Consider the following 25311-nt stretch of genomic DNA (forward strand, 5'->3'; position numbering starts at 1 on the left):
TGTAGTGCTCACACAGATTGTCTGATGAAAAGTAAAAAGCAAGGCGTCTTGCGATTGAGACTTCAGTGTCCCCTTCGTCTAGAGGCCCAGGACACCGCCCTTTCACGGCGGTAACAGGGGTTCGAATCCCCTAGGGGACGCCACTTGCTGGTTTGTGTGAGTGAAAGTCGCCGACCTCAGTATCTCAAAACTCATCTTCGGGTGACGTTTGAGATATTTGCTCTTTAAAAATCTGGATCAAGCTGAAAATTGAAACGACACACATGTTATGTGTGTTCGAGTCTCTCAAATTTTCGCAACACGAGCCGTTTTACGAAACAGTTTCGGGTTGTGAGGTTAAGCGACTAAGCGTACACGGTGGATGCCCTGGCAGTCAGAGGCGATGAAGGACGTGCTAATCTGCGATAAGCGTCGGTAAGGTGATATGAACCGTTATAACCGGCGATTTCCGAATGGGGAAACCCAGTGTGTTTCGACACACTATCGTTAAGTGAATACATAGCTTAACGAAGCGAACCGGGGGAACTGAAACATCTAAGTACCCCGAGGAAAAGAAATCAACCGAGATTCCCCCAGTAGCGGCGAGCGAACGGGGAGCAGCCCAGAACCTGAATCAGTTTGTGTGTTAGTGGAAGCGTCTGGAAAGTCGCAGGGTACAGGGTGATACTCCCGTACACTAAAATGCACAGGCTGTGAGTTCGAAGAGTAGGGCGGGACACGTGGTATCCTGTCTGAATATGGGGGGACCATCCTCCAAGGCTAAATACTCCTGACTGACCGATAGTGAACCAGTACCGTGAGGGAAAGGCGAAAAGAACCCCGGCGAGGGGAGTGAAAAAGAACCTGAAACCGTGTACGTACAAGCAGTGGGAGCCTACTTGTTAGGTGACTGCGTACCTTTTGTATAATGGGTCAGCGACTTATATTCTGTAGCAAGGTTAACCGAATAGGGGAGCCGCAGGGAAACCGAGTCTTAACTGGGCGTTAAGTTGCAGGGTATAGACCCGAAACCCGGTGATCTAGCCATGGGCAGGTTGAAGGTTGGGTAACACTAACTGGAGGACCGAACCGACTAATGTTGAAAAATTAGCGGATGACTTGTGGCTGGGGGTGAAAGGCCAATCAAACCGGGAGATAGCTGGTTCTCCCCGAAAGCTATTTAGGTAGCGCCTCGTGAACTCATCTTCGGGGGTAGAGCACTGTTTCGGCTAGGGGGTCATCCCGACTTACCAACCCGATGCAAACTACGAATACCGAAGAATGTTATCACGGGAGACACACGGCGGGTGCTAACGTCCGTCGTGAAGAGGGAAACAACCCAGACCGCCAGCTAAGGTCCCAAAGTCATGGTTAAGTGGGAAACGATGTGGGAAGGCACAGACAGCCAGGATGTTGGCTTAGAAGCAGCCATCATTTAAAGAAAGCGTAATAGCTCACTGGTCGAGTCGGCCTGCGCGGAAGATGTAACGGGGCTAAACCATGCACCGAAGCTGCGGCAGCGACACGATGTGTTGTTGGGTAGGGGAGCGTTCTGTAAGCCGTTGAAGGTGGCCTGTGAGGGTTGCTGGAGGTATCAGAAGTGCGAATGCTGACATAAGTAACGATAAAGCGGGTGAAAAGCCCGCTCGCCGGAAGACCAAGGGTTCCTGTCCAACGTTAATCGGGGCAGGGTGAGTCGACCCCTAAGGCGAGGCCGAAAGGCGTAGTCGATGGGAAACAGGTTAATATTCCTGTACTCGGTGTTACTGCGAAGGGGGGACGGAGAAGGCTATGTTGGCCGGGCGACGGTTGTCCCGGTTTAAGCATGTAGGCGGAGGTTCCAGGTAAATCCGGTACCTTATTAACGCTGAGGTGTGATGACGAGGCACTACGGTGCTGAAGTGACAAATGCCCTGCTTCCAGGAAAAGCCTCTAAGCATCAGGTAACATCAAATCGTACCCCAAACCGACACAGGTGGTCAGGTAGAGAATACCAAGGCGCTTGAGAGAACTCGGGTGAAGGAACTAGGCAAAATGGTGCCGTAACTTCGGGAGAAGGCACGCTGATGGTAGGTGAAGCGACTTGCTCGTGGAGCTGAACTCAGTCGAAGATACCAGCTGGCTGCAACTGTTTATTAAAAACACAGCACTGTGCAAACACGAAAGTGGACGTATACGGTGTGACGCCTGCCCGGTGCCGGAAGGTTAATTGATGGGGTTATCCGTAAGGAGAAGCTCTTGATCGAAGCCCCGGTAAACGGCGGCCGTAACTATAACGGTCCTAAGGTAGCGAAATTCCTTGTCGGGTAAGTTCCGACCTGCACGAATGGCGTAATGATGGCCAGGCTGTCTCCACCCGAGACTCAGTGAAATTGAACTCGCTGTGAAGATGCAGTGTACCCGCGGCAAGACGGAAAGACCCCGTGAACCTTTACTATAGCTTGACACTGAACACTGGTCCTTGATGTGTAGGATAGGTGGGAGGCTTTGAAGCGTGGACGCCAGTCTGCGTGGAGCCAACCTTGAAATACCACCCTTTAATGGCTGGTGTTCTAACGTAGACCCGTCATCCGGGTTGCGGACAGTGTCTGGTGGGTAGTTTGACTGGGGCGGTCTCCTCCCAAAGAGTAACGGAGGAGCACGAAGGTTAGCTAATCCTGGTCGGACATCAGGAGGTTAGTGCAATGGCATAAGCTAGCTTGACTGCGAGCGTGACGGCGCGAGCAGGTGCGAAAGCAGGTCATAGTGATCCGGTGGTTCTGAATGGAAGGGCCATCGCTCAACGGATAAAAGGTACTCCGGGGATAACAGGCTGATACCGCCCAAGAGTTCATATCGACGGCGGTGTTTGGCACCTCGATGTCGGCTCATCACATCCTGGGGCTGAAGTAGGTCCCAAGGGTATGGCTGTTCGCCATTTAAAGTGGTACGCGAGCTGGGTTTAGAACGTCGTGAGACAGTTCGGTCCCTATCTGCCGTGGGCGCTGGAGAATTGAGGGGGGCTGCTCCTAGTACGAGAGGACCGGAGTGGACGCATCACTGGTGTTCGGGTTGTCATGCCAATGGCATTGCCCGGTAGCTAAATGCGGAAGAGATAAGTGCTGAAAGCATCTAAGCACGAAACTTGCCCCGAGATGAGTTCTCCCTGACTCTTTGAGAGTCCTGAAGGAACGTTGAAGACGACGACGTTGATAGGTCGGGTGTGTAAGCGTAGCGATACGTTGAGCTAACCGATACTAATGAACCGTGAGGCTTAACCTTACAACGCCGAAGCTGTTTTGGCGGATTTGAGAGAAGATTTTCAGCTTAGATTCAGGGTTGAGTACGCAATAATTTGCGCAGCAGCAAGGCGACAAGCGAAGTAAAGGAAGGAGCATACTGAAGTATGTGACTGACTTTACGAGCGCAGGCAACGCGGCTGATGCGATAAAGAATTGCGTACTGAGCACAAAGAATTTGCCTGGCGGCACTAGCGCGGTGGTCCCACCTGACCCCATGCCGAACTCAGAAGTGAAACGCCGTAGCGCCGATGGTAGTGTGGGGTCTCCCCATGTGAGAGTAGGGAACTGCCAGGCATCAAATAAAGCAGAAGGCCCGGTCGAAAGACCGGGCCTTTTGTTTTGTCTGGTGTTTATGGCAAAAGCAGCCCGTCCTCACGGACGGGCTTTTTGCGTTTTTATCGTTATTTATCCGCAGCGCTTAATCTTGCTGGAATAGCGAGAACGGGCGTAATAAACGCCCATTGGATTTGCCCCTATATATCCAGACGCGTTTTCTCTCTTAAGCTTCCGCCAACCAACGTAGAATAAACGCCACGATCTGCGGAATATTGTTTAAATCTAGCTGTGGGAGAGATGTCTCTATTGGCGTATCGCTGGCCACCGCAATCACATAATCATCTACGACAAGCTCCTCAACACGATGCCCGCTCTGTTGTCGAAAAAGCAGGATCTTCGCTACCGGCTCATGCTTAAACCCTTCAACCAGAACTAAATCCAGTTTTGATGCATCCATCCTGCTAACCAGCCAGGCCAAATCTACCTCTTCTGCATCCGGCGTTTCAGTCATTAGCGCCCAGCGTTGTGAACTGGCGACAATCGTTTGAGCCGCACCGGCTTTACGCAATTCATAGCTGTCCTTACCCGGTTTATCGACATCCATATTGTGATGGGTATGTTTGATCAAACCTGGACGCAGGCCAGCAGCACACAATGCGGGGATTAATTTCTTCAACAGCGTTGTCTTACCGCTACCACTCCAGGCGGAAATGGCGAGAACGGGGATCATGATTGCTCCTGTATGCTCTGCAAGTCATCAAGGGTATTGACGTTAATAAATGCCGGGCGGGCATCGCTGAAATCAACGCGATGCCCGCCGCTGTTGCGCATAAAAGCCATCACGCGTCGTTCGCCTGCGGCAAGATATGCCGCCAGATCGGGCATTACACATCGATTCATCAGGGCAATGGCGGGATGATCGCGTTCTCCGTCGTAGGCCCAGACTACGGGCGCGGTCTTTTTCTGCTGTAAAAAGCGCTCAGCCAGGAATGAGGGGATAAAGGGGGTATCGCAGGGACAGAAGAGAAACCATTCGCTCTCTGTCTGCTGCATCACGGATAGCATACCGGCTAATGGCCCCGGGAAGTCAGAGAGAGTGTCGGAATACACCGGATACCCGCTTTCATACCAGCGTTCCAGATTACGGTTGGCACTGATAGCCAGGTTGGTCACCTGAGGAGACAGCGCCTCTGCAACATGGCGCCATAATGGCTTACCGTCGAGTAGCTGCAATCCCTTATCCGCTCCCCCCATCCGCGTGGCCCTTCCGCCTGCTAATACAACGCCGGTTATGACCTCGCCTTGCATATCAATATCGCCTCTTTCATTGTGGGATTGACCCTGTTAACTTGTCGCTATCAAGAGTAAGGAGCATGACCATGAAATGTAAACGTCTGAATGAAGTAATTGAACTCCTCCAGCCAGCCTGGCAGAAAGAGCCGGAGCTGAACCTGATGCAATTTTTGCAGAAACTCGCAAAAGAGGCCGGTTACGCCGGCGAACTTGCCGATCTTTCCGACGATATCCTGATTTATCATCTGAAAATGCGTGATTCGGCAAAAGAAGCCGTTATTCCTGGTATTCAGAAGGATTACGAAGAGGATTTCAAAACGGCCTTATTGCGCGCGCGCGGCGTCATCAAAGAGTAAAAGGTTGTAAGTGCTGCCGCGGAACGAGTTATGAGATGATATCCTGAACTACTCCTAAGATTATCGGATGTCAGGATGCACGATAAGGCTTTTAATTTTCAGACGCTAAACCCGGATACCATCATTGATGGGCTATTCGATCTGGGGATGAGGGTGGACTCCGGGCTCACGCCGCTCAACAGCTATGAAAACCGCGTTTACCAGTTTCAGGACGAAGACCGCCATCGCTATGTGGTGAAGTTCTATCGTCCTGAACGTTGGTCTGCCGAACAGATCCTCGAAGAACACCAGTTTACCCTTCAGCTCAAGCAGGATGACGTTCCTGTTGCCGCACCATTGTTTTTCAATGACAGAACCCTTCATCAGCACCAGGGCTTCTATTTTGCCGTGTTTCCCAGCTTAGGTGGGCGCCAGTTTGAATCTGATAACCTCGATCAAATGGAGTCTGTCGGCCGTTATCTGGGGCGTTTGCACCAGACCGGGCGTAAATCGCGTTTTGTCGCACGCCCTGAGATTGGGGTGAATGAGTATTTGCTGGCACCGCGGGACGTTTTTGAACACTCAACGCTGATCCCCTCAGGTCTGAAGAAGGATTTCCTCCGCGCCGCAGATAAGCTGATCGCTGCCGTTATTGCACAATGGCACGGCGACGCGGACGTTCTGCGTCTGCACGGTGATTGCCATGCCGGTAATATTCTCTGGCGCGATGGTCCGCTTTTTGTCGATTTAGATGATGCCCGCAACGGTCCGGCCATCCAGGATCTGTGGATGCTGCTGAACGGTAATAAAGCTGAGCAGCGCATGCAGCTGGAGATGATCGTTGAAGCTTATGAAGAATTCAGTCCGTTTAATTCAGACGAAATCGCCCTTATCGAACCTTTACGCGCCATGCGGTTAGTTTATTATCTGGCATGGTTGCTCAGGCGCTGGGACGATCCTGCCTTCCCTGTTAATTTCCCCTGGCTTACCGGGGAAGATTACTGGCGGGGGCAGACAGCAACTTTTCTTGAGCAGGTGAAGGTTCTGCAAGAACCCCCTCTTCAGTTAACGCCAATGTATTAATTAGATATTTCCAGGAGAGACGTAAACATGAAAAAAATTTGGCTGGCGCTGGCTGGTATGATTCTGGCTTTTAGTGCTTCTGCTGCCCAGATAGCCGACGGTAAGCAGTACATCACCCTCGATAAGCCCGTCGCCGGCGCGCCTCAGGTTCTTGAGTTCTTCTCGTTCTACTGCCCGCACTGCTATCAGTTTGAAGAAGTGCTGCACGTTTCTGATAACGTGAAGAAAAAGCTGCCGGAAGGCGTCAAAATGACCAAGTACCACGTTGAATTCCTCGGGCCTTTGGGTAAAGACTTAACTCAGGCATGGGCCGTTGCGATGGCGCTGGGCGTTGAAGATAAGATCACTGTGCCGATGTTTGAAGCGGTGCAGAAAACCCAGACCGTGCAGACAGTGGCTGATATTCGTAAAGTCTTCGTTGACGCTGGCGTAAAAGGCGAAGACTACGATGCGGCATGGAACAGCTTTGTGGTGAAATCTCTGGTTGCTCAGCAGGAAAAAGCGGCCGCTGACTTCCAGTTGCAGGGCGTACCGGCCATGTATGTCGACGGTAAATATCAGCTGAACCCGCAGGGGATGGATACCAGCAATATGGACGCCTTTGTCGCCCAGTATGCGGATAGCGTTAAGCAGTTGGTTGAGAAGAAGTAAAAAAAAGCCGGTCACTGACCGGCTTTTTAATATCCCTCTTAAATAACCTGTGAAGGTGGCATACTTCTCAGGTTCAACGCTCTTCGCGTCCTTTTGTCCGCATAATTTCCGTCAGCTGACTGTCTTTCTCTTCCCACAGTTCATTCAACCAACGCTGGAAACGGCGCTTAAAGTTTTTGTCATTCACGTAGTCGCCGTGCAGATCTTCCGCCACGGGAACGAGATTAACGTGAACAACAATGCGCGTCAGTCGGCCGCTTAACATATCGTAAAATGGCCGCCTGTTGTTCTCCGGATAGCAAAGCGTGACGTTCAACAGCTTATCGAACTGCGCACCAAGCACGTTCAACGCCATCGCGATACCTGCGGCCTTCGGTGGCAATAAATTGCGATAAGGTGAACGGGTTTGCCGCTGCTTGTCTTCGGTAAAACGCGAACCTTCGACAAAATTGACGATGGTGGTCGGATGCGCGCGAAATTTCTCGCAGGAGCGGCGAGTCGTTTCAACATCTTTACCGCGACGCTCAGGATGGCGAATTAAATAGCCTCGTGAATAGCGACGCATAAAGGGCATATCCAGCGCCCAGCAGGCAAGCCCGATAAAAGGTACCCACGCCAGCTGTTGCTTAAGGAAGTATTTATTCATCGGAATATGCTTGCGGAACAACACGCAGAGCACCACGATATCCGCCCAGCTATGATGATTGCTGATGAGCAGATACCAGTTTTTCTTGTTCAGTCCCTCAAGACCTTGCACGTCCCACGTCAGCCTGGGATTCAGGTAGAGCAGCAGTGCCAACCCTTCGCACCAGCAATACATCATGAAATTGCAGAAACGGGAAATCGCACGCCATACCGCAGGGATGGGCACAAGAAGTTTAATCAGCCCGGCGATGATTATCGGTACGGAACAGATAATGGTGACTAAGATGGTAAGGGCGATACTCAGCGGAAGTGTTATCGCAGCGAGTAATCTCGACATAGTTAGTTTATTCAGAAAGTTAGGCTGATAAAGAGCGCAGTTAAACCGTGCAAGAGGCTGATTTTACCAGAAAACGCAGCAAATGACGGGTCTTACCAGAACAGAAAAAACAGCGGATCTTATATCCACATGGAACATTGAGTCATTAGAAGGGTATTAAAAGCCAGGATCGATAATTAACTTCATGATAAATAAAATTAAATTATGTTTTTTGCTATTTTATTTCAGACCAGACAGCTATCCTTATAAAACTATGCACAAAGTTATCCACAGATATTATTGCCGCACGATCGACCGGATCAACGAATCTTTTTGGTGAAATGCGGGAAAAATTCAGGTTTTCAGGTCTGTCTGTGGCATCCTTTAGCCATAATCTGATAAACAGGCACGGAAATTATGGTTCAGATCCCAGAAAACCCACTTATCCTCGTTGACGGCTCCTCTTACCTCTACCGGGCGTATCACGCTTTCCCGCCGCTGACTAACAGCGCCGGCGAACCGACAGGCGCTATGTATGGCGTGCTGAATATGCTGCGCAGCCTGATCCTCCAGTATCAACCCACTCATGCCGTTGTGGTTTTTGATGCCAAAGGGAAAACTTTCCGTGACGAACTGTTTGAGCATTACAAATCCCATCGTCCGCCGATGCCGGACGATCTGCGGGCGCAGATCGAACCGTTGCATACCATGGTGAAGGCGATGGGGCTGCCGCTGATGGCTGTGCCTGGCGTCGAAGCGGACGATGTGATCGGAACTCTGGCGCGCGAAGCAGAAAAAGCGGGCCGTCCGGTGCTTATCAGTACCGGTGATAAAGACATGGCGCAGCTGGTCACGCCGGGTATTACCCTGATTAATACCATGACCAATACCATTCTTGGCCCGGATGAAGTGGTGACGAAGTACGGCGTTCCGCCGGAGCTGATTATTGACTTCCTGGCGCTGATGGGCGACTCCTCCGATAACATTCCAGGCGTACCCGGCGTGGGCGAGAAAACAGCCCAGGCGCTGCTGCAGGGACTGGGGGGGCTGGATGCGCTGTACGCGGAGCCAGAAAAAATTGCCGGTTTGACCTTCCGCGGCGCCAAAACGATGGCGGCGAAACTGGAACAGAATAAAGAGGTAGCCTACCTCTCGTATCAGCTGGCTACGATTAAAACCGACGTCGAGCTGGATCTGAGCTGTGAAGAGCTGCACGTGCTGCCGCCGGCAGCGGACGATCTGTTGGCGCTGTTCAAAAAATATGAATTTAAACGCTGGATCACCGATGTTGAATCTGGCAAATGGATGCAGTCTAAAGGCGTTAAGCCAGCCGCAAAACCGGCAGAAGCATCGGCTGTAGCGGAAGAAGAGGTCGAGGTGGCCGCGACGCTGTCCGCGGAAAACTACGTCACTATTCTTGATGAACAGACGCTGATCGAATGGATCGAGAAGCTGAAAAAAGCGCCGCTGGTGGCGTTTGATACGGAAACGGACAGCCTGGATAACATCTCCGCCAATATGGTCGGCCTGTCGTTTGCCATTGAGCCCGGCGTCGCAGCCTATGTACCGGTCGCCCATGATTATCTCGATGCACCGGATCAGATTCCCCGTGAACGCGTACTGACGTTGCTGAAGCCCCTGCTGGAAGACGAGAAACTGCTGAAAGTTGGGCAAAACCTGAAATATGACCGCGGAATTCTGGCGAACTATGACATTGAGCTACGCGGCATCGCTTTTGACACCATGCTGGAGTCCTACATTCTTGATAGCGTGGCGGGCCGCCATGATATGGACAGCCTTGCTGACCGCTGGCTGAAGCATAAAACGATTACTTTTGAAGAGATCGCCGGGAAAGGTAAAAATCAGCTCACCTTTAACCAGATAGCGCTGGAAGAAGCCGGGCGCTACGCGGCGGAAGATGCGGATGTCACCCTGCAGCTGCACCTGAAGATGTGGCCGAAGTTGCAGCAGCATGAAGGTCCGCGGAACATCTTTACGCATATAGAGATGCCGCTGGTACCGGTGCTTTCTCGCGTGGAACGCAACGGCGTTAAAATCGATCCGGCGGTGCTGCATGCCCATTCGCAGGAGATAGCCAAACGCCTGCTTGAACTGGAACAGAAAGCCTACGAGATCGCGGGTGAAGAGTTCAATCTCTCTTCCCCCAAGCAGCTGCAGACTATCTTGTTTGAAAAACAAGGTATTAAGCCGCTGAAGAAAACGCCGGGCGGCGCGCCTTCTACTTCCGAGGAAGTGCTCGAAGAACTGGCGCTGGATTATCCGCTGCCAAAAGTTATTCTGGAATATCGCGGGCTGGCGAAGCTGAAGTCGACATATACCGACAAGCTGCCGCTGATGATTAACCCTAAAACCGGCCGGGTGCACACCTCTTATCACCAGGCGGTAACGGCGACGGGGCGTCTCTCCTCCACCGATCCTAACCTGCAGAACATTCCGGTGCGTAACGAAGAAGGGCGTCGTATTCGTCAGGCATTTATCGCGCCGCCGGATTACCTCATCGTCTCTGCCGACTACTCGCAAATTGAGTTGCGCATTATGGCGCATCTGTCGCGTGATAAAGGCCTGCTGACCGCGTTTGCGGAAGGTAAAGATATCCACCGCGCGACGGCGGCAGAGGTCTTTGGCCTGCCGCTGGAAAGCGTTAGCGGCGAGCAGCGTCGAAGTGCCAAGGCGATTAACTTTGGTTTGATCTATGGCATGAGCGCATTCGGTCTCGCACGGCAGCTCAACATTCCGCGCAAAGAGGCACAGAAATATATGGACCTCTATTTTGAGCGCTATCCAGGCGTTCTTGATTACATGGAGCGTACCCGGGCACAGGCAAAAGAGCAGGGTTATGTCGAAACGCTGGATGGCCGTCGCCTCTACCTTCCGGACATCAAATCCAGCAACGGCGCCCGGCGCGCTGGCGCCGAACGTGCGGCGATCAATGCCCCGATGCAGGGTACGGCGGCAGACATTATCAAGCGCGCGATGATCGCCGTTGATGAATGGCTGCTGGCCGAGAAGCCGCGGGTGCGGATGATCATGCAGGTGCACGATGAACTGGTCTTTGAAGTGCACAAAGAAGATCTTGATGCCGTGGCGAAGAAGGTGCACGAACTGATGGAAAACAGCACGACGCTGGCGGTACCGCTGCTGGTGGAAGTGGGAAGCGGAGAAAACTGGGATCAAGCGCACTAAGTATTCAGTGGATAAGGTGATTTTCTGTAAGTAAGCAACATAACTTATAGAGTTTTGTGATGATCATTTGAATTTGCTATGTAAAGAGTGAAAAAAAACTACAAAAAGTGCTTTCTCCGTAACCAAAAGAAGAGTAGAGTTAACGACGTAGGGTACAGAGGTAAGATGTTCTATCTTTCAGACCTTTTACTTCACGTAATCGGATTTGGCTGAATATTTTAGCCGCCCCGGTCATTTATGACCGGGGCGTTTTTTATTGCGCGAAAGAAAATTTTTTGCCAGCCGCGATGGGCTGATGATGCGGCCCGGATAAGGCGTCAGGCGCCGCTATCCGGGAAAACAACGGCGATTACTCTCCGTCGGCGATCTCTTCCTGAGGAGGGATCTCATTAAACCAGCTGTCGAGCTTCTGACGCAGCTTATCCACGCCTGATTTTTTCAGCGAAGAGAAGGGTTCAACCTGCACATCGCCGTTAAAGGCAAGAACCGCTTCACGCACCATATTCACCTGCGCTTTACGTGCGCCGCTGGCCAGCTTATCGGCTTTGGTGAGCAGAACCAGAACCTGGATATCGCTTTCTACGGCCCATTCGATCATTTGCTGATCGAGGTCTTTCAGCGGATGACGGATATCCATCAGCACCACCAGTCCTTTCAGGCACAGGCGTTTCTCCAGGTATTCACCCAGCGCGCGCTGCCATTTGATCTTCATCTCCTCCGGCACCTGAGCGTAGCCGTAACCTGGCAGGTCGACCAGGCGTTTGCCTTCAGCGACTTCGAACAGGTTGATTAGCTGGGTGCGGCCAGGAGTCTTAGAAGTACGCGCCAGGCTTTTCTGGTTGGTGAGCGTATTCAGGGCGCTGGATTTCCCCGCATTTGAGCGACCAGCAAAAGCAACTTCGATCCCGGTATCGGATGGAAGATGGCGGATATCGGGTGCGCTGGTGACAAAATGCGTCTGTTGATAGTTCCAGTTAGTCAAGACTGTCGTCTCCGTTAAATAAGGCTATGGCGGGGATTATACCTGAACAGCAGAAAAAGGCTGTTCTTACCGCATCCTCCGGCGTAAGTAAAAGCCCTTCACTTTGTGAGATATTGTCCATTCAATGGTGAGGCAATCGATGAGAAATGAAGGGCACTGGCAGTGTTAACACATTAAAAATCATACAATTAAATTTAGAGAACAATCCTGAATAACCATTTTTATTCTGTGGTTAGTTGTAGGATTTGATGAAAACGGTAGAGTAATGGGCAAGGCGAGGAAGCCAACAGGACAGTGACTCAGGATGAGTTGTCAGGAGCGCCAGGAGGCGAAGACCCGGGAGTGATGTCAGGATGACAAACGTCTGGAGACGTTTTGACAAGGAAAGGGATGTAACAGGGACCGTTATTTGCTAAAGGAAAGACAGGGTACGTCGTAAGCTAACAGGGAAAGTAGAACCCGCTAAGGGTTGTCAGTGAGGAAAAAGGCGGCAGAGTAATCTGTCGCCTTTTTTCTTTGCTTGCTTTCTGCTAGATTCCGCCTCAATTCTATACTGAAGAAAACGAATCTGAAGATTACTTATATGAAAAAACCGACATCCGTACCCCGTGGCAAAACGCATCGCAAGACACGTGAAGAAATGAACCAGGAATCCCGCGATCGCAAACGCCAGAAGAAACATCGTGGTCACGCGGCAGGAAGTCGCGCAAACGGCGGTGATGCCGCATCATCCGGCAAAAAACAGAGCCAACAGCAAGATCCGCGTATTGGGAGTAAAAAACCGATTCCGCTGGGCGTGACTGAAAGCACCCCGGCTACTAAGCAGCACAAACCGAAGAGCGAGAAACCTATGCTTTCACCACAGGCTGAGCTGGATTTGCTGGAAAATGATGAGCGCCTGGACGCGCTGCTGGAACGTCTGGAAGAGGGGGGCACCCTGAATGCTGAAGAGCAGTCATGGGTCGATGCCAAACTCGATCGTATTGATGAGCTGATGCAGCAGCTTGGCCTGTCCTACGATGATGACGAGGACGAGGAAGAAGAGCGCCAGGAAGATATGATGCGTCTGCTGAAGGGTGGAAACTAACGTTTGCACTCAATCGGATTCCCGGTCCTGCTTATAACCCTTTTGGTTGTATGTTATCTGCTGTGGTTATTCGTTAAACTACGACGGTTGTCGCGGCGTCAGAAATGGCTGCGCAACCGGCTCATTACCCGAGGTGCGGTTGGGCCGGGGCGGCGTACCCGCCGACGGCACCATCGGAAGGAGTGAGCATGTCTGTGCAGTTAATCGACTGGGATCTGGCCCTGATCCAGAAATATAACTATTCGGGGCCACGTTATACCTCATACCCCACCGCACTGGAGTTTTCTCCTGAGTTCGGTGCGGCAGAATTTGACGAGGCGGTAGCTCGCTACCCGCAGCGTCCGCTATCGCTGTATGTGCATATTCCGTTTTGTCACAAGCTCTGTTATTTCTGTGGCTGCAACAAAATTGTGACTCGCCAGCAGCATAAAGCCGACCAGTATCTGGATGTTCTGCAGCAGGAAATTATTCATCGCGCGCCGCTCTTTGCCGGGCGTCAGGTGAACCAGCTGCACTGGGGCGGCGGTACCCCCACTTACCTGAATAAAGCGCAAATCAGCCGCTTAATGCATTTGCTGCGCAGCCATTTCAATTTTAACGCCGATGCAGAGATCTCGATTGAAGTCGATCCGCGTGAAATTGAGCTGGATGTCCTGGATCATCTCCGATCGGAAGGCTTCAACCGGCTGAGTATGGGGGTGCAGGATTTCAATAAAGAGGTTCAGCGGCTGGTTAACCGCGAGCAGGATGAGGCGTTCATCTTTGCCCTGCTCAACCATGCTCGTGAGATTGGTTTTACCTCGACGAATATCGATTTGATTTACGGTCTGCCGAAACAAACGCCGGAGAGTTTTGCGTTTACGCTGCAAAAAGTAGCCGAGCTCAACCCCGATCGCCTGAGCGTATTTAACTATGCGCATCTGCCGACGCTCTTCGCCGCTCAGCGTAAAATCAAAGATGCCGACCTGCCTTCGGCAGAACAGAAGCTGGATATTCTGCAAGAGACCATTGCCTCACTCACCAACGCCGGCTATCAGTTTATCGGTATGGATCATTTTGCCCGCCCGGATGATGAGCTGGCCATTGCTCAGCGCGACGGCGTCCTGCACCGCAATTTCCAGGGATACACCACCCAGGGCGATACCGATCTGCTGGGGATGGGGGTGTCGGCGATTAGCATGATTGGCGACTGCTACGCGCAGAACCAGAAAGAGCTGAAGCTTTACTATCAACAGGTTGATCAAACCGGAGATGCGCTGTGGCGCGGCATCGCGCTGACCCGCGATGACTGTATTCGCCGTGACGTTATTAAGGCGCTGATTTGCCAGTTCCATCTCGATTTTTCTGCGGTAGAAACGCGGTGGCAACTGGATTTCCAGCGTTATTTTGCCGACGATCTGGCGCTGCTGGCACCGCTGGCAAAAGATGGGCTGGTGGATGTGGATGATAAGGGCATTCAGGTGACGGCAAAAGGCCGTCTGCTGATTCGCAACATCTGCATGTGTTTTGATGCCTATCTGCGTCAGAAAGCGCGGATGCAGCAGTTCTCCCGGGTGATTTAACTCTGTTATGCCGGGCGGCACTTCGTTTGCCCGGCCGACGGATTCTGCAGGCCCGGTAAGCATAGCGCCACCGGGCATGACGTTTACTCCATTCCTAACTCTTTCAGCTTGCGCGTTAGCGTATTACGTCCCCACCCCAGCAGACGTGCGGCCTCCTGCTTATGCCCTTGCGTATGACGCAGGGCGGTAGTGAGCAGCGTCCGTTCCATCTCCGGCTGCGCTTCCGAAAGCAGGTTTTGATGACCGGAACGCAGGGCGCGATCGGCCCACTGTCCCAGTAACGTTGCCCAGCTGTCCGGCTGCATATGCGTCGGGCTATCGGGAATCGCGGTTTCAAACAGTTCGCTGGGAAGATCCTGCGTCAGAACCTCCTGGCCTGCTGCCATCACCGTCAGCCAGCGGCAGGTGTTCTCCAGCTGGCGGACGTTACCGGGCCAGGCTAAACGGGTTAGCGCGGTTTCCGTCTCCGGATGGAGCTGCTTGGCTTCGACCCCCAGTTCGCGGGCGGCAATTTGCAGGAAATGCCGCGCCAGGCGGGGAATATCCTCGCGGCGCTCGCGCAGCGGCGGCAGATGAACGCGAATCACGTTCAGGCGATGGAACAGGTCCTCACGGAACTTCCCTTCCTGTACGCGCTGCTCAAGGTTTTGGTGGGTGGCGGCAATAATGCGCACGTCTACCTTCACCGGCGCATAGCCGCCAACGCGATAGAACTGGCCATCGGCCAGAACGCGCAGCAGGCGCGTCTGCACATCGAGCGGCATATCACCGATCTCATCGAGGAACAGAGTCCCGCCGTCAGCCTGCTCAAAACGTCCCTGACGCACGGTATTGGCGCCGGTAAACGCCCCTTTTTCGTGACCGAAAAGTTCAGATTCGATCAGGTCTTTTGGGATAGCAGCCATATTCAGTGCGATAAACGGCGCTTTTGCCCGCGGGCTATGGCGATGCAAGGCGTGCGCGACCAGCTCTTTACCGGTACCGGATTCGCCGTTGATCAATACGCTGATCGATGAACGCGACAGGCGGCCGATGATGCGAAAGACGTCCTGCATCGCCGGCGCTTCGCCGATGATATCGGCCGTCGGGCTGGTTATCGTGATATTGCGCGGCTGCTGCTGTTCCTGATAGTGGCTGATCGCGCGATCGACCAGGGCGACCGCTTCATCAATATCAAAAGGTTTGGGCAGATAGTCAAAGGCGCCTTGCTGATAGGCGCTGACCGCCGCGTCCAGATCCGAATGCGCGGTCATTATGATGACCGGAAGCATGGGGTGACGCTGTTTAATTTGTTTCAGTAACGCCAACCCATCCATTCCCGGCATCCGGATATCAGATAACAGTACATCCGGGGTTTTGGTGGTGAGTGCATCAAGCACCTCGTTGCCGTTTTCAAACGTTGTACAACTTAAGCCTGCTCCGGTGAGCGCGCGTTCAAGCACCCAACGGATGGAGCTATCGTCATCAACGATCCAGGCTATCCCTCGTTGCATAAACACCTCTACTTCCGAATAGGCAGGTATACCGAGAATTCGGTATGCCCTGGCCAACTGGTAAATTCAATTTTGCCGGAGTGCTGATCGATAAGACTGCGGGCAATGGAGAGCCCCAGACCGGTACCGCCTTCGCGACCGCTAACCATGGGATAGAACAGCGTATCCTGTAAATGAGACGGAATTCCCGGGCCGTTGTCCTCGACGTCAATACGCGCGGTGAGGCGGTAACGAACGCCGTGCAGCGTCAACTGAAAGGCGGTACGGGTGCGCAGGATGATCTCGCCGCCTTCTGGCCCCAGCGCCTGTAGCGCGTTGCGAACGACATTCAGCAGAACCTGCTCGATCTGGTCCGGGTCATGAGGGAGCTCCGGCAGGCTCGGGTCGTAATCGCGGACCAGTCTGACGTTATCCGGCAGTTCCATCGAGACCAGCTTCACAACCCGTTCGGCAACCTTATGGATGCTTTCGGTCACGTGCATCCCTGGATGCTGCGGCCCCAGCAGGCGATCGACCAGATTTCTTAAGCGATCGGCCTGTTCAATAATCACGTTGGTGTATTCCATCAACGCCGGGTCAGGCAGCGCTTTACTCAGCAATTGCGCAGCGCCTCTCAGACCGCCTAACGGATTTTTGATCTCATGGGCCAACCCGCGAACCAAATCCCGCGCCGCAATTTGCTGGGCGTGCTGCAGCTGCTCCTGGCTCAGGCGCCGCTGGTTATCCATCGGGGCCATCTCCAGCAGGATATAGCCTTCAGGCAGGCGCTGTGCCGTCAGAGACAGGATATGCGAGCGGCCATCGATAACCAGCGTCACTTCGTTGTCGGTAAAACCCTGGCCCGCCAGCAGGCTTTCCTGCATCAGGTCAATATTCAGGGAAAAATAACTCAACAGTTCCGGGAGCGGCGTGCCAAAGAGCTTACGTGAACTTTGCGCCAGCAGCTGCTGCGCGGCCGGGTTCGCGTAATGCACCGCCAGGTCGTCATCGACCAGTAAAATACTGTTGATTAAAGAGTTAAGGATCTGCCCAGCATCGGGCTGAGTGCCTGTTGCCATCCGACAGTCTCCTGAAAAGAGTGCACTATTTTAGTGCAGTATAGCTTTTTATAGATAAAAAGCGTATGAGATCAGAGTGTTGGTGGAGAAAAAAGCCCATCCTGAGATGGGCTGAAAGTTTCCACGGCAACAAAATATCCACGGTACCCCACGCCACAACACGGAATACCGGGGATTTACAGCAAAATCAGACGCTGTAGTACAGTTCGAATTCAACCGGGTGCGGAGTCATACGTACGCGGTCGTTTTCTTCAATACGCAGGGCGATGTAGGCATCGATAGCGTCGTTGGTGAACACGCCGCCAGCCGTCAGGAACTCACGGTCAGCATCCAGCGCGTTCAGTGCTTCTTCCAGAGAACCCGCAACCTGTGGGATCTCTTTCGCTTCTTCCGGCGGCAGGTCGTACAGGTTTTTGTCCATCGCTTCGCCCGGATGGATTTTGTTCTTAATACCGTCAAGGCCAGCCATCAGCAGTGCTGCGAAGCACAGGTACGGGTTAGCCGCCGGGTCCGGGAAGCGCACTTCAATACGGCGTGCTTTCGGCGAGGTGACTACCGGAATACGGATGGAAGCGGAACGGTTACGGGCGGAGTAAGCCAGCATGACCGGTGCTTCATAACCCGGGACCAGACGCTTGTAGGAGTTGGTGGTCGGGTTTGCCAGGGCGTTGATCGCTTTAGCGTGCTTGATAACGCCGCCGATGTAGTACAGCGCTTGTTCAGACAGACCTGCATACTTGTCGCCAGAGAACAGGTTAACGCCGTTCTTGGACAGAGACATGTGGCAGTGCATACCGGAACCGTTGTCACCGAACATTGGTTTCGGCATGAAGGTCGCGGTTTTACCGAAACGGTGTGCAACGTTGTGCACAACGTATTTGTAGATCTGAATTTCGTCCGCTTTTTTGGTCATGGTGTTGAAACGGGTCGCGATTTCGTTCTGACCCGCGGTAGCCACTTCGTGGTGGTGAGCTTCAACAACCAGGCCCATTTCTTCCAGGATCATACACATGGTAGAACGGATGTCCTGAGAGGAGTCAACCGGCGGAACCGGGAAGTAACCCCCTTTCACGCCTGGGCGGTGACCTTTGTTACCACCTTCGTATTTGGTGGAGGAGTTCCATGCGCCTTCGATGTCGTCGATAGCCACGTGGGAGCCAGAGATAGAGGCGCCGAAACGGATATCGTCGAACAGGAAGAATTCTGGTTCTGGCCCAAACAGAACGGTGTCTGCGATGCCAGTAGAGCGCAGGTATTCTTCAGCGCGTTTTGCGATGGAGCGCGGGTCACGGTCGTAGCCCTGCAGCGTGCCTGGTTCCAGGATATCGCAGCGGATGATCAGAGTCGGTTCTTCATAGAACGGGTCGATCAGCGCAGTGGTCGCATCCGGCATCAGAACCATGTCAGATTCGTTAATACCTTTCCAGCCACCAATCGAGGAGCCATCAAACATTTTGCCTTCTTCGAAGAATTCGGCATTTACCTGATGAGAAGGAATTGTGACGTGCTGTTCTTTACCTTTGGTATCGGTGAAGCGCAGATCGACAAACTTCACTTCGTGCTCGTTCAGCATCGTCAAAACGTGTTCAGCGGACATACTTAAACTCTCCCGGATTGGTCATTGTCGTCGTGGAAACGAAAACTTTCTAACTACGAAAAGTGGCGTTGTTGCCTTAAAAAATATAAAGCGAAATCTGTGCCAACTTTTAAATTGCCCCCAAAAGGCGTTATCATGCACTCCATCGTGCAAAAGGGCTGCACCATTATGAATGCATTGCACCAATATAGTGCAATTGCGTGAACATTGGGCACTAATTTGGTGCAATTGACCTTGAATAACCCTTTTAACGCTCCGTGAAAGCGATCACAAAGAAACTCTGCAATACTTGTTTGCGGAGGATGTTTGTGATCCTGTTTTGTACTGCGATTAATCCGTGTACAATAACGCGCTATTTCTAATGCCTGAGGCAAAGTTGTGATCGAAAATTTGCGTAATATCGCCATCATCGCGCACGTTGACCATGGTAAAACTACCCTGGTTGATAAGCTGCTGCAGCAATCCGGTACGTTCGATGCGCGTGCCGAAACTCAAGAACGAGTGATGGACTCCAACGATTTGGAGAAAGAGCGTGGGATTACTATCCTCGCGAAAAACACCGCCATCAAATGGAATGACTACCGTATCAACATCGTTGATACCCCTGGGCACGCCGACTTCGGAGGTGAGGTTGAGCGTGTCATGTCCATGGTTGACTCTGTGCTGCTGGTGGTTGACGCATTTGACGGCCCGATGCCGCAGACGCGCTTCGTGACCAAAAAAGCCTTTGCTCATGGCCTGAAGCCGATTGTCGTTATCAACAAAGTTGACCGTCCTGGCGCGCGCCCTGACTGGGTTGTCGATCAGGTATTCGACCTGTTCGTTAACCTCGACGCTACCGACGAACAGCTGGACTTCCCGATCGTTTACGCTTCTGCGCTGAACGGTATTGCGGGTCTGGATCACGAAGATATGGCTGAAGATATGACTCCGCTGTATCAGACTATCGTCGATCGTGTTCCGGCGCCGAACGTTGACCTTGATGGCCCGCTGCAGATGCAGATCTCCCAGCTGGACTACAACAACTACGTTGGCGTCATTGGCATCGGCCGCATCAAACGCGGTAAAGTGAAGCCAAACCAGCAGGTCACTATCATTGATAGCGAAGGCAAAACCCGTAACGGTAAAGTGGGTAAAGTTCTAACCCACCTGGGCCTTGAGCGTATCGACAGCGATATTGCTGAAGCGGGCGATATCATCGCGATCACCGGTCTGGGCGAACTGAACATCTCTGACACCATCTGCGATCCGCAGAATGTTGAAGCGCTGCCGGCGCTGTCAGTCGATGAGCCAACCGTATCCATGTTCTTCTGCGTTAACACCTCTCCGTTCTGCGGTAAAGAAGGTAAGTACGTTACCTCTCGTCAGATTCTTGACCGTCTGAATAAAGAGCTGGTGCATAACGTGGCGCTGCGCGTCGAAGAGACTCCGGATGCGGATGCATTCCGCGTTTCCGGTCGTGGTGAGCTGCACCTGTCTGTGCTGATCGAAAATATGCGTCGTGAAGGTTTCGAAATGGCGGTTTCCCGTCCGAAAGTTATCTTCCGCGAAATCGACGGCCGTAAACAAGAGCCGTTCGAAAACGTCACGCTGGACGTTGAAGAGCAGCATCAGGGTTCTGTCATGCAGGCTCTGGGTGAGCGTAAAGGCGACCTGAAAAACATGAATCCAGATGGCAAAGGCCGCGTACGTCTCGACTACGTGATCCCAAGCCGTGGCCTGATCGGCTTCCGTTCTGAGTTCATGACCATGACCTCCGGTACTGGTCTGCTGTACTCCACTTTCAGCCACTACGACGACGTTCGTGCGGGCGATGTGGGCCAGCGTCAGAACGGCGTACTGATCTCCAACGGTCAGGGTAAAGCGGTTGCGTTTGCACTGTTCAGCCTGCAGGACCGCGGTAAGCTGTTCCTCGGCCACGGTGCTGAAGTTTACGAAGGCCAGATCATCGGTATTCACAGTCGTTCTAACGACCTGACCGTAAACTGCCTGACCGGTAAGAAACTGACCAACATGCGTGCTTCCGGTACTGACGAAGCAACGGTCCTGGTTCCGCCGGTTAAGATGACCCTGGAGCAAGCTCTGGAGTTCATCGATGACGACGAACTGGTAGAAGTGACCCCAACTTCCGTTCGTATCCGTAAACGTCACCTGACTGAGAACGACCGTAAACGCGCAATGCGCGGTGCGAAAGAAGATTAATTCTCGCTTCTTGTCGATACCGAACCCCGCCTTTATGGCGGGGTTTTTTTGTCTGTAGAGCCCCCCAGCCGGTGAACCGCGACCAAAAAGTCAGACGGGGCTGTTCACCGGTTGGGGGCTCCGTAACGCTTTGCGCTCAGGGTCAGTGATGAGTGTGGCGGGATATCTGAAGGGAAAAGTGAGCAGCGTGGCTCTCCAGGGACGAGCCGTTATCGGGCAGCCTAAATCGTTCTGAACGCCGGTTTAAAAACCATACATAGTCAAATACCGCCTTTCCCGCTACAGTTAATCTTTCATGGCGCGCAAGGAGACAAAAATGCTCTATATCTTTGATTTAGGTAATGTGATTGTCGACATCGACTTCAACCGGGTTCTCGGGACATGGAGCGATTTGAGCCGTATCCCGCTCGCGACGCTCAAGCAGCATTTCACCATGGGCGAGGCGTTCCATCAGCACGAGCGCGGTGAAATTAGCGATGAGGACTTTGCGCACGCGATGTGCCATGAAATGAATATGCCGCTGAGCTATGAGCAGTTTTCCCACGGCTGGCAGGCCGTTTTTGTCTCTCTGCGCCCGGAAGTCATCGCTATTATGCAAAAGCTGCGCGAGCAGGGGCACCGCGTGGTTGTTCTGTCGAATACCAACCGTCTGCATACCACTTTCTGGCCGGATGAATATCCGCAGGTGCGGGCCGCCGCCGATCGTATCTATCTTTCCCAGGAGATGGGGATGCGTAAACCCGAGGCGCGAATCTATCAAAGCGTCCTGCAGTCGGAAGGTTTTTCTGCCGAGGAGACGGTCTTTTTTGACGATAACGCCGATAATATAGCAGGGGCTAAGCTGTTGGGGATAACCAGTATTCTGGTAACCGGAAAGGAGACCATCCCCGCCTACTTTGCGAAATAACTATGCTCAAAACCGTTCATCAAAAAGCAAAGCGCCGCGTCCGGCCCCTGATTGCCTGGATAAAACTGCTCTGGCGGCGTATTGATGAAGACCATATGACGACACTGGCGGGGAATCTCGCCTACGTGTCGTTACTCTCCCTGGTGCCGCTGATCGCCGTCGTCTTTGCGCTGTTCTCGGCATTTCCGATGTTTGCCGAGGTTAGCGGTCAGCTTCGCCACTTTATCTTCGCTAACTTCATCCCGGCGACGGGGGACGTTATTCAGGGATACATCGAACAGTTTGTCGCGAACTCCAGCCGGATGACCGCCGTCGGCGCCTTTGGGCTGATCGTGACCTCGCTGCTGCTGATGTATTCGATTGATAGCGCGCTGAACACCATCTGGCGCAGCACGCGTACCCGGCCCAAAATTTACTCATTTGCCGTTTACTGGATGATTCTGACGCTGGGGCCGCTGCTGGCGGGGGCGAGTCTGGCCATCAGCTCTTATCTGCTGTCGTTGCGCTGGGCGAGCGAACTGAACAGCGTGATTGATGATGTGCTGCGTCTCTTCCCGCTGATGTTATCGTGGACGGCATTTTGGCTGCTCTACAGCATTGTACCGACGACCCAGGTACGCAATCGCGATGCAATTATCGGATCGCTGGTGGCGGCGCTGTTGTTTGAGGCGGGCAAAAAAGCGTTTGCTTTATATATCACGACCTTCCCGTCGTACCAGCTGATTTACGGCGTGATAGCCGTGGTGCCTATTTTGTTTGTCTGGGTGTACTGGACGTGGTGTATCGTCTTGCTTGGGGCAGAAATTACTGTCACTCTCGAGGAATACCGCAAACTTAAAAAAGAAGAACCAGAATAACTATGATTGCATTAATTCAGCGCGTATCCCGTGCAAGCGTAACCGTGGAGGGCGAAGTGACGGGGGAAATCGGCCCGGGGCTTCTGGTGTTGTTGGGCGTTGAGAAAGATGATGATGAGCAAAAAGCGAATCGCCTGTGCGAGCGCGTACTTGGCTATCGTATTTTCAGCGATAGCGAAGGAAAAATGAACCTCAATGTGCGGCAGTCCGGCGGCAGCGTCCTGGTGGTCTCACAGTTCACGCTGGCGGCGGATACCGAACGGGGCATGCGGCCGGGTTTTTCCAGAGGGGCCGCCCCTGACAGAGCGGAAGCGCTGTATGACTATTTTGTCGGTCGCTGTCGCCAGCAGGAGATGAACACCCAAACCGGGAGATTCGCTGCGGATATGCAAGTCTCACTGGTGAATGATGGTCCTGTGACCTTTTGGTTGCAGGTATGAGCCAGCTTCCGGGCCGGCTGCGGGTAACAAAAGAGAGTACGGCTATGTATCACCTTCGTGTACCGCAAACAGAAGACGAACTCGAGAGCTACTATCAGTTCCGTTGGGAGATGTTGCGCAAGCCGCTCCATCAGCCCAAAGGATCGGAGCGTGACGCCTGGGATGCGATGGCGCATCACCAGATGGTCGTGGATGAAGAAGGCAACCTGGTTGCCGTCGGGCGGCTGTATATAAACGCGGAGAACGAAGCCTCTATTCGCTTTATGGCCGTACATCCCTCGGTGCAGGATAAAGGCTTGGGGACGCTGATGGCGATGACGCTGGAGTCCGTCGCCCGTCAGGAGGGCGTTAAGCGCGTAACCTGTAGCGCTCGCGAAGACGCGATGGAGTTCTTTGCCAAGCTCGGTTTTGTTAACCAGGGCGAGATTACCACGCCGACCACCACGCCGATCCGCCACTTCCTGATGATTAAACCAATCGCCTCGCTGGACGATATTCTGCATCGCGGCGACTGGTGCGGGCAGCTGCAGCAGGCCTGGTATCAGCATATTCCGCTCAGCGAAAAAATGGGTGTGCGTATTCAGCAGTACACCGGCAAAAACTTCATCACCACCATGCCTGAAGCCGGTAACCAGAATCCGCACCATACGCTGTTTGCCGGAAGTCTGTTTTCCCTGGCGACGCTGACCGGCTGGGGCCTTATCTGGCTGATGCTGCGCGAGCAGCATCTGGGCGGCACGATTATTCTCGCCGATGCCCATATCCGTTACAGCCAGCCGATTAGCGGTCGCCCGAGCGCGGTGGCCGATCTGGGCTCGCTCAGCGGCGATCTCGACCGCCTGGCACGCGGGCGCAAAGCCCGCGTACAGCTGCAGGTTGAGTTGTTTGGCGGCGAGAGTCTGGGCGCCATTTTTGAAGGCATTTACATCGTTCTGCCCGCGAAGCCGTTTGGTTCGTATGAAGAGGGCGGGAACGAAGAAGAGTAATTCCCGGCGCGCTGATTATATCGACCGACCTGGTGAACGGATTCGCCAGGCGATATCGCCCATGGCATGGCGCGCCGCCAGACTGATGCCACCCAGCTGAAAGAAACCGTGAATCACGCCAGCATAGCGCTGGCAGGTACAGACCACGCTTTGCTCGATCATTCGCTGATACAGCGCTTCACCCTCATCACGCAGCGGGTCATATTCGGCGGTGAGGATATGCACCGGCGGCAGGCCGCTGAAGTCGTCTCGCCACAGCGGGCTGGCCTCCGGGTGTGCCGATTCCGTTGCGGGCAGGTACATTTCGTAGCCGCTCAGCAGCGTATCCCGGGTGATGATGTAATCCTCTCCGTTGCTGACGTAGCTTGCCGAAGCCGCGGTGGCGTCCAGCATGGGGTAAATCAGAATCAGCTGTGCGGGCTGCCAGCCACCCGCGGCTTTCAGCCGGAGCGCGGTGACGAGAGCCAGATGCCCCCCCGCGCTATCGCCCGCAAGGGTGATTTGCGAGGCATCGACCCCGAGCGGCTCCGCGTGGCGGCGGATAATCTGCGCTCCCTGTTCCGCGTCATCGTGCGCGGCAGGAAACGTCTGCTCGGGCGCCAGCCGGTATTGCACGGCAATGACCCGGCAGCCGCTTTCATACGCCAGCTGGCGCAATTGTTTATCGTGGGTGGCGAAACCGCCGCTGATAAAACAGCCGCCGTGATAGTAGATAACGGTGGGCAGCGGACCGGCCGCATTCTGCGGCGATACCACGCGAAAATGCATCCCCTCCAGCATGACATCATCCACCTGCACTCGCGTTTCGCTTTCTCCTGCCAGTACCGCACTGGCAACATAACCAGCCCTCCGGTCATCAATATTTCGCTCTCGCGAAGAGGGGCGCCCTGCGGCGATAAACTCCTCAACCAGCCGGGCAATACCGTGTTCCAGTGCCATCATTATATTCCTTTTATCTGTATGGATATACAGTGTTATAGCCTGAGTTGCCGTCGATAGAAAAGGTTTTTTTGTAGAAAATTAGCATCGGGGACGGGAGAAGGGCATGCTAAAGCGAAGGCCTTCCTCTGCTGAGGT

Annotated in this window: 19 protein-coding genes, 1 tRNA gene and 2 rRNA genes; 14 read left to right on the forward strand and 8 right to left on the reverse strand. The window is 53.4% G+C overall.

Annotated elements, in window-relative coordinates:
• Positions 1 to 67 precede the first annotated feature (67 nt).
• The 3 genes from FNY10_RS24730 (at position 68) to rrf (ending at position 3554) form a co-directional block, all read left to right on the forward strand.
• A tRNA-Glu gene (locus FNY10_RS24730) sits at positions 68 to 143 on the forward strand.
• A gap of 191 nt (positions 144 to 334) precedes the next feature.
• Positions 335 to 3240, forward strand: a 23S ribosomal RNA gene (locus tag FNY10_RS24735).
• A 198-nt stretch (positions 3241 to 3438) separates the two neighbouring features.
• A 5S ribosomal RNA gene (gene rrf / locus FNY10_RS24740) occupies positions 3439 to 3554 on the forward strand.
• A 205-nt stretch (positions 3555 to 3759) separates the two neighbouring features.
• Here rrf and mobB read toward each other — a convergent pair.
• Both mobB and mobA read right to left on the reverse strand, forming a co-directional pair.
• Positions 3760 to 4266 carry a molybdopterin-guanine dinucleotide biosynthesis protein MobB gene (mobB, locus tag FNY10_RS24745; RefSeq protein ID WP_142255812.1) on the reverse strand — a complete coding sequence of 169 codons (507 nt, stop codon included), beginning with the start codon at positions 4264 to 4266 and terminating at the stop codon, positions 3760 to 3762.
• On the reverse strand, positions 4263 to 4844 hold the full coding sequence (gene mobA / locus FNY10_RS24750) for a molybdenum cofactor guanylyltransferase MobA (protein ID WP_142255811.1): 582 nt from the start codon (positions 4842 to 4844) through the stop codon (positions 4263 to 4265). Before mobA ends, mobB begins: the two co-directional genes overlap by 4 nt.
• Before the next feature lie 71 nt (positions 4845 to 4915).
• On the opposite strand from mobA, the gene FNY10_RS24755 reads away from it, so the two are divergent.
• From FNY10_RS24755 to dsbA, 3 genes are all read left to right on the forward strand, one after another.
• Positions 4916 to 5185 (forward strand): YihD family protein, encoded by a 270-nt coding sequence (locus tag FNY10_RS24755; RefSeq protein ID WP_100686436.1) that lies wholly within the window; start codon positions 4916 to 4918, stop codon positions 5183 to 5185.
• Between the two features lie 75 nt (positions 5186 to 5260).
• Positions 5261 to 6247: a serine/threonine protein kinase gene (locus tag FNY10_RS24760; RefSeq protein WP_142255810.1), complete on the forward strand. Its 987-nt coding sequence runs from the start codon at positions 5261 to 5263 to the stop codon at positions 6245 to 6247.
• A gap of 27 nt (positions 6248 to 6274) precedes the next feature.
• Positions 6275 to 6898 carry a thiol:disulfide interchange protein DsbA gene (dsbA, locus tag FNY10_RS24765; protein ID WP_100686438.1) on the forward strand — a complete coding sequence of 208 codons (624 nt, stop codon included), beginning with the start codon at positions 6275 to 6277 and terminating at the stop codon, positions 6896 to 6898.
• 73 nt (positions 6899 to 6971) lie between these two features.
• On the opposite strand, the gene FNY10_RS24770 is transcribed toward dsbA, so the two are convergent.
• On the reverse strand, positions 6972 to 7880 hold the full coding sequence (locus FNY10_RS24770; protein WP_142255809.1) for an acyltransferase: 909 nt from the start codon (positions 7878 to 7880) through the stop codon (positions 6972 to 6974).
• A gap of 396 nt (positions 7881 to 8276) precedes the next feature.
• On the opposite strand from FNY10_RS24770, the gene polA reads away from it, so the two are divergent.
• Positions 8277 to 11063 carry a DNA polymerase I gene (polA, locus tag FNY10_RS24775; protein WP_142255808.1) on the forward strand — a complete coding sequence of 929 codons (2787 nt, stop codon included), beginning with the start codon at positions 8277 to 8279 and terminating at the stop codon, positions 11061 to 11063.
• 349 nt (positions 11064 to 11412) lie between these two features.
• On the opposite strand, the gene yihA is transcribed toward polA, so the two are convergent.
• A complete protein-coding gene (yihA, locus tag FNY10_RS24780; RefSeq protein WP_032690136.1) occupies positions 11413 to 12045 on the reverse strand; it encodes a ribosome biogenesis GTP-binding protein YihA/YsxC in 633 nt (210 codons plus the stop codon).
• Between the two features lie 583 nt (positions 12046 to 12628).
• Here yihA and yihI point away from each other — a divergent pair.
• Positions 12629 to 13132, forward strand: a complete 504-nt coding sequence (gene yihI / locus FNY10_RS24785) for a Der GTPase-activating protein YihI (protein WP_100686441.1) — start codon at positions 12629 to 12631, stop codon at positions 13130 to 13132.
• A 188-nt stretch (positions 13133 to 13320) separates the two neighbouring features.
• Positions 13321 to 14694 (forward strand): oxygen-independent coproporphyrinogen III oxidase, encoded by a 1374-nt coding sequence (gene hemN, locus FNY10_RS24790; protein WP_131050732.1) that lies wholly within the window; start codon positions 13321 to 13323, stop codon positions 14692 to 14694.
• Positions 14695 to 14777: 83 nt separating this feature from the next.
• Here the strand turns inward: hemN and glnG are convergent, their stop codons facing one another.
• The 3 genes from glnG to glnA all read right to left on the reverse strand — a co-directional run bounded on the left by glnG (position 14778) and on the right by glnA (position 18842).
• A complete protein-coding gene (gene glnG / locus FNY10_RS24795) occupies positions 14778 to 16187 on the reverse strand; it encodes a nitrogen regulation protein NR(I) (protein ID WP_100686443.1) in 1410 nt (469 codons plus the stop codon).
• 8 nt (positions 16188 to 16195) lie between these two features.
• Positions 16196 to 17245, reverse strand: a complete 1050-nt coding sequence (gene glnL, locus FNY10_RS24800; RefSeq protein WP_100686444.1) for a nitrogen regulation protein NR(II) — start codon at positions 17243 to 17245, stop codon at positions 16196 to 16198.
• Positions 17246 to 17432: 187 nt separating this feature from the next.
• The gene (glnA, locus tag FNY10_RS24805) at positions 17433 to 18842 is read right to left on the reverse strand and encodes a glutamate--ammonia ligase (protein WP_100686445.1); all 1410 of its coding nucleotides are present in this window, start codon (positions 18840 to 18842) and stop codon (positions 17433 to 17435) included.
• A gap of 378 nt (positions 18843 to 19220) precedes the next feature.
• Here glnA and typA point away from each other — a divergent pair, with 378 nt between their 5' ends.
• The 5 genes from typA to fabY all read left to right on the forward strand — a co-directional run bounded on the left by typA (position 19221) and on the right by fabY (position 24234).
• Positions 19221 to 21044 carry a ribosome-dependent GTPase TypA gene (typA, locus tag FNY10_RS24810; RefSeq protein ID WP_100686446.1) on the forward strand — a complete coding sequence of 608 codons (1824 nt, stop codon included), beginning with the start codon at positions 19221 to 19223 and terminating at the stop codon, positions 21042 to 21044.
• A gap of 316 nt (positions 21045 to 21360) precedes the next feature.
• The gene (yihX, locus tag FNY10_RS24815; protein ID WP_100686447.1) at positions 21361 to 21951 is read left to right on the forward strand and encodes a glucose-1-phosphatase; all 591 of its coding nucleotides are present in this window, start codon (positions 21361 to 21363) and stop codon (positions 21949 to 21951) included.
• A 2-nt stretch (positions 21952 to 21953) separates the two neighbouring features.
• Complete coding sequence (locus FNY10_RS24820) at positions 21954 to 22808, forward strand: virulence factor BrkB family protein (protein ID WP_100686448.1); 855 nt, start codon at positions 21954 to 21956, stop codon at positions 22806 to 22808.
• A gap of 2 nt (positions 22809 to 22810) precedes the next feature.
• The gene (gene dtd / locus FNY10_RS24825) at positions 22811 to 23248 is read left to right on the forward strand and encodes a D-aminoacyl-tRNA deacylase (RefSeq protein WP_100686449.1); all 438 of its coding nucleotides are present in this window, start codon (positions 22811 to 22813) and stop codon (positions 23246 to 23248) included.
• Positions 23249 to 23292: 44 nt separating this feature from the next.
• On the forward strand, positions 23293 to 24234 hold the full coding sequence (fabY, locus tag FNY10_RS24830; protein ID WP_160704132.1) for a fatty acid biosynthesis protein FabY: 942 nt from the start codon (positions 23293 to 23295) through the stop codon (positions 24232 to 24234).
• 15 nt (positions 24235 to 24249) lie between these two features.
• Here the strand turns inward: fabY and FNY10_RS24835 are convergent, their stop codons facing one another.
• Positions 24250 to 25173 carry an alpha/beta hydrolase gene (locus FNY10_RS24835; protein ID WP_131050737.1) on the reverse strand — a complete coding sequence of 308 codons (924 nt, stop codon included), beginning with the start codon at positions 25171 to 25173 and terminating at the stop codon, positions 24250 to 24252.
• Positions 25174 to 25311: the final 138 nt, after the last annotated feature.

It is taken from the genome of Klebsiella sp. Lac1 (genome assembly GCF_009825425.1).
Lineage (GTDB): Bacteria > Pseudomonadota > Gammaproteobacteria > Enterobacterales > Enterobacteriaceae > Klebsiella > Klebsiella electrica.

Bases quoted from the DNA above. Each gene is read 5' to 3' on its own strand.
- mobB (WP_142255812.1), bottom strand. From the start codon at position 4,266: ATGATCCCCGTTCTCGCCATTTCCGCCTGGAGTGGTAGCGGTAAGACA.
- mobA (WP_142255811.1), bottom strand. From the start codon at position 4,844: ATGCAAGGCGAGGTCATAACCGGCGTTGTATTAGCAGGCGGAAGGGCC.
- FNY10_RS24755 (WP_100686436.1), top strand. From the start codon at position 4,916: ATGAAATGTAAACGTCTGAATGAAGTAATTGAACTCCTCCAGCCAGCC.
- FNY10_RS24760 (WP_142255810.1), top strand. From the start codon at position 5,261: ATGCACGATAAGGCTTTTAATTTTCAGACGCTAAACCCGGATACCATC.
- dsbA (WP_100686438.1), top strand. From the start codon at position 6,275: ATGAAAAAAATTTGGCTGGCGCTGGCTGGTATGATTCTGGCTTTTAGT.
- FNY10_RS24770 (WP_142255809.1), bottom strand. From the start codon at position 7,880: ATGTCGAGATTACTCGCTGCGATAACACTTCCGCTGAGTATCGCCCTT.
- polA (WP_142255808.1), top strand. From the start codon at position 8,277: ATGGTTCAGATCCCAGAAAACCCACTTATCCTCGTTGACGGCTCCTCT.
- yihI (WP_100686441.1), top strand. From the start codon at position 12,629: ATGAAAAAACCGACATCCGTACCCCGTGGCAAAACGCATCGCAAGACA.
- hemN (WP_131050732.1), top strand. From the start codon at position 13,321: ATGTCTGTGCAGTTAATCGACTGGGATCTGGCCCTGATCCAGAAATAT.
- glnG (WP_100686443.1), bottom strand. From the start codon at position 16,187: ATGCAACGAGGGATAGCCTGGATCGTTGATGACGATAGCTCCATCCGT.
- glnL (WP_100686444.1), bottom strand. From the start codon at position 17,245: ATGGCAACAGGCACTCAGCCCGATGCTGGGCAGATCCTTAACTCTTTA.
- glnA (WP_100686445.1), bottom strand. From the start codon at position 18,842: ATGTCCGCTGAACACGTTTTGACGATGCTGAACGAGCACGAAGTGAAG.
- yihX (WP_100686447.1), top strand. From the start codon at position 21,361: ATGCTCTATATCTTTGATTTAGGTAATGTGATTGTCGACATCGACTTC.
- FNY10_RS24820 (WP_100686448.1), top strand. From the start codon at position 21,954: ATGCTCAAAACCGTTCATCAAAAAGCAAAGCGCCGCGTCCGGCCCCTG.
- dtd (WP_100686449.1), top strand. From the start codon at position 22,811: ATGATTGCATTAATTCAGCGCGTATCCCGTGCAAGCGTAACCGTGGAG.
- fabY (WP_160704132.1), top strand. From the start codon at position 23,293: ATGTATCACCTTCGTGTACCGCAAACAGAAGACGAACTCGAGAGCTAC.
- FNY10_RS24835 (WP_131050737.1), bottom strand. From the start codon at position 25,173: ATGGCACTGGAACACGGTATTGCCCGGCTGGTTGAGGAGTTTATCGCC.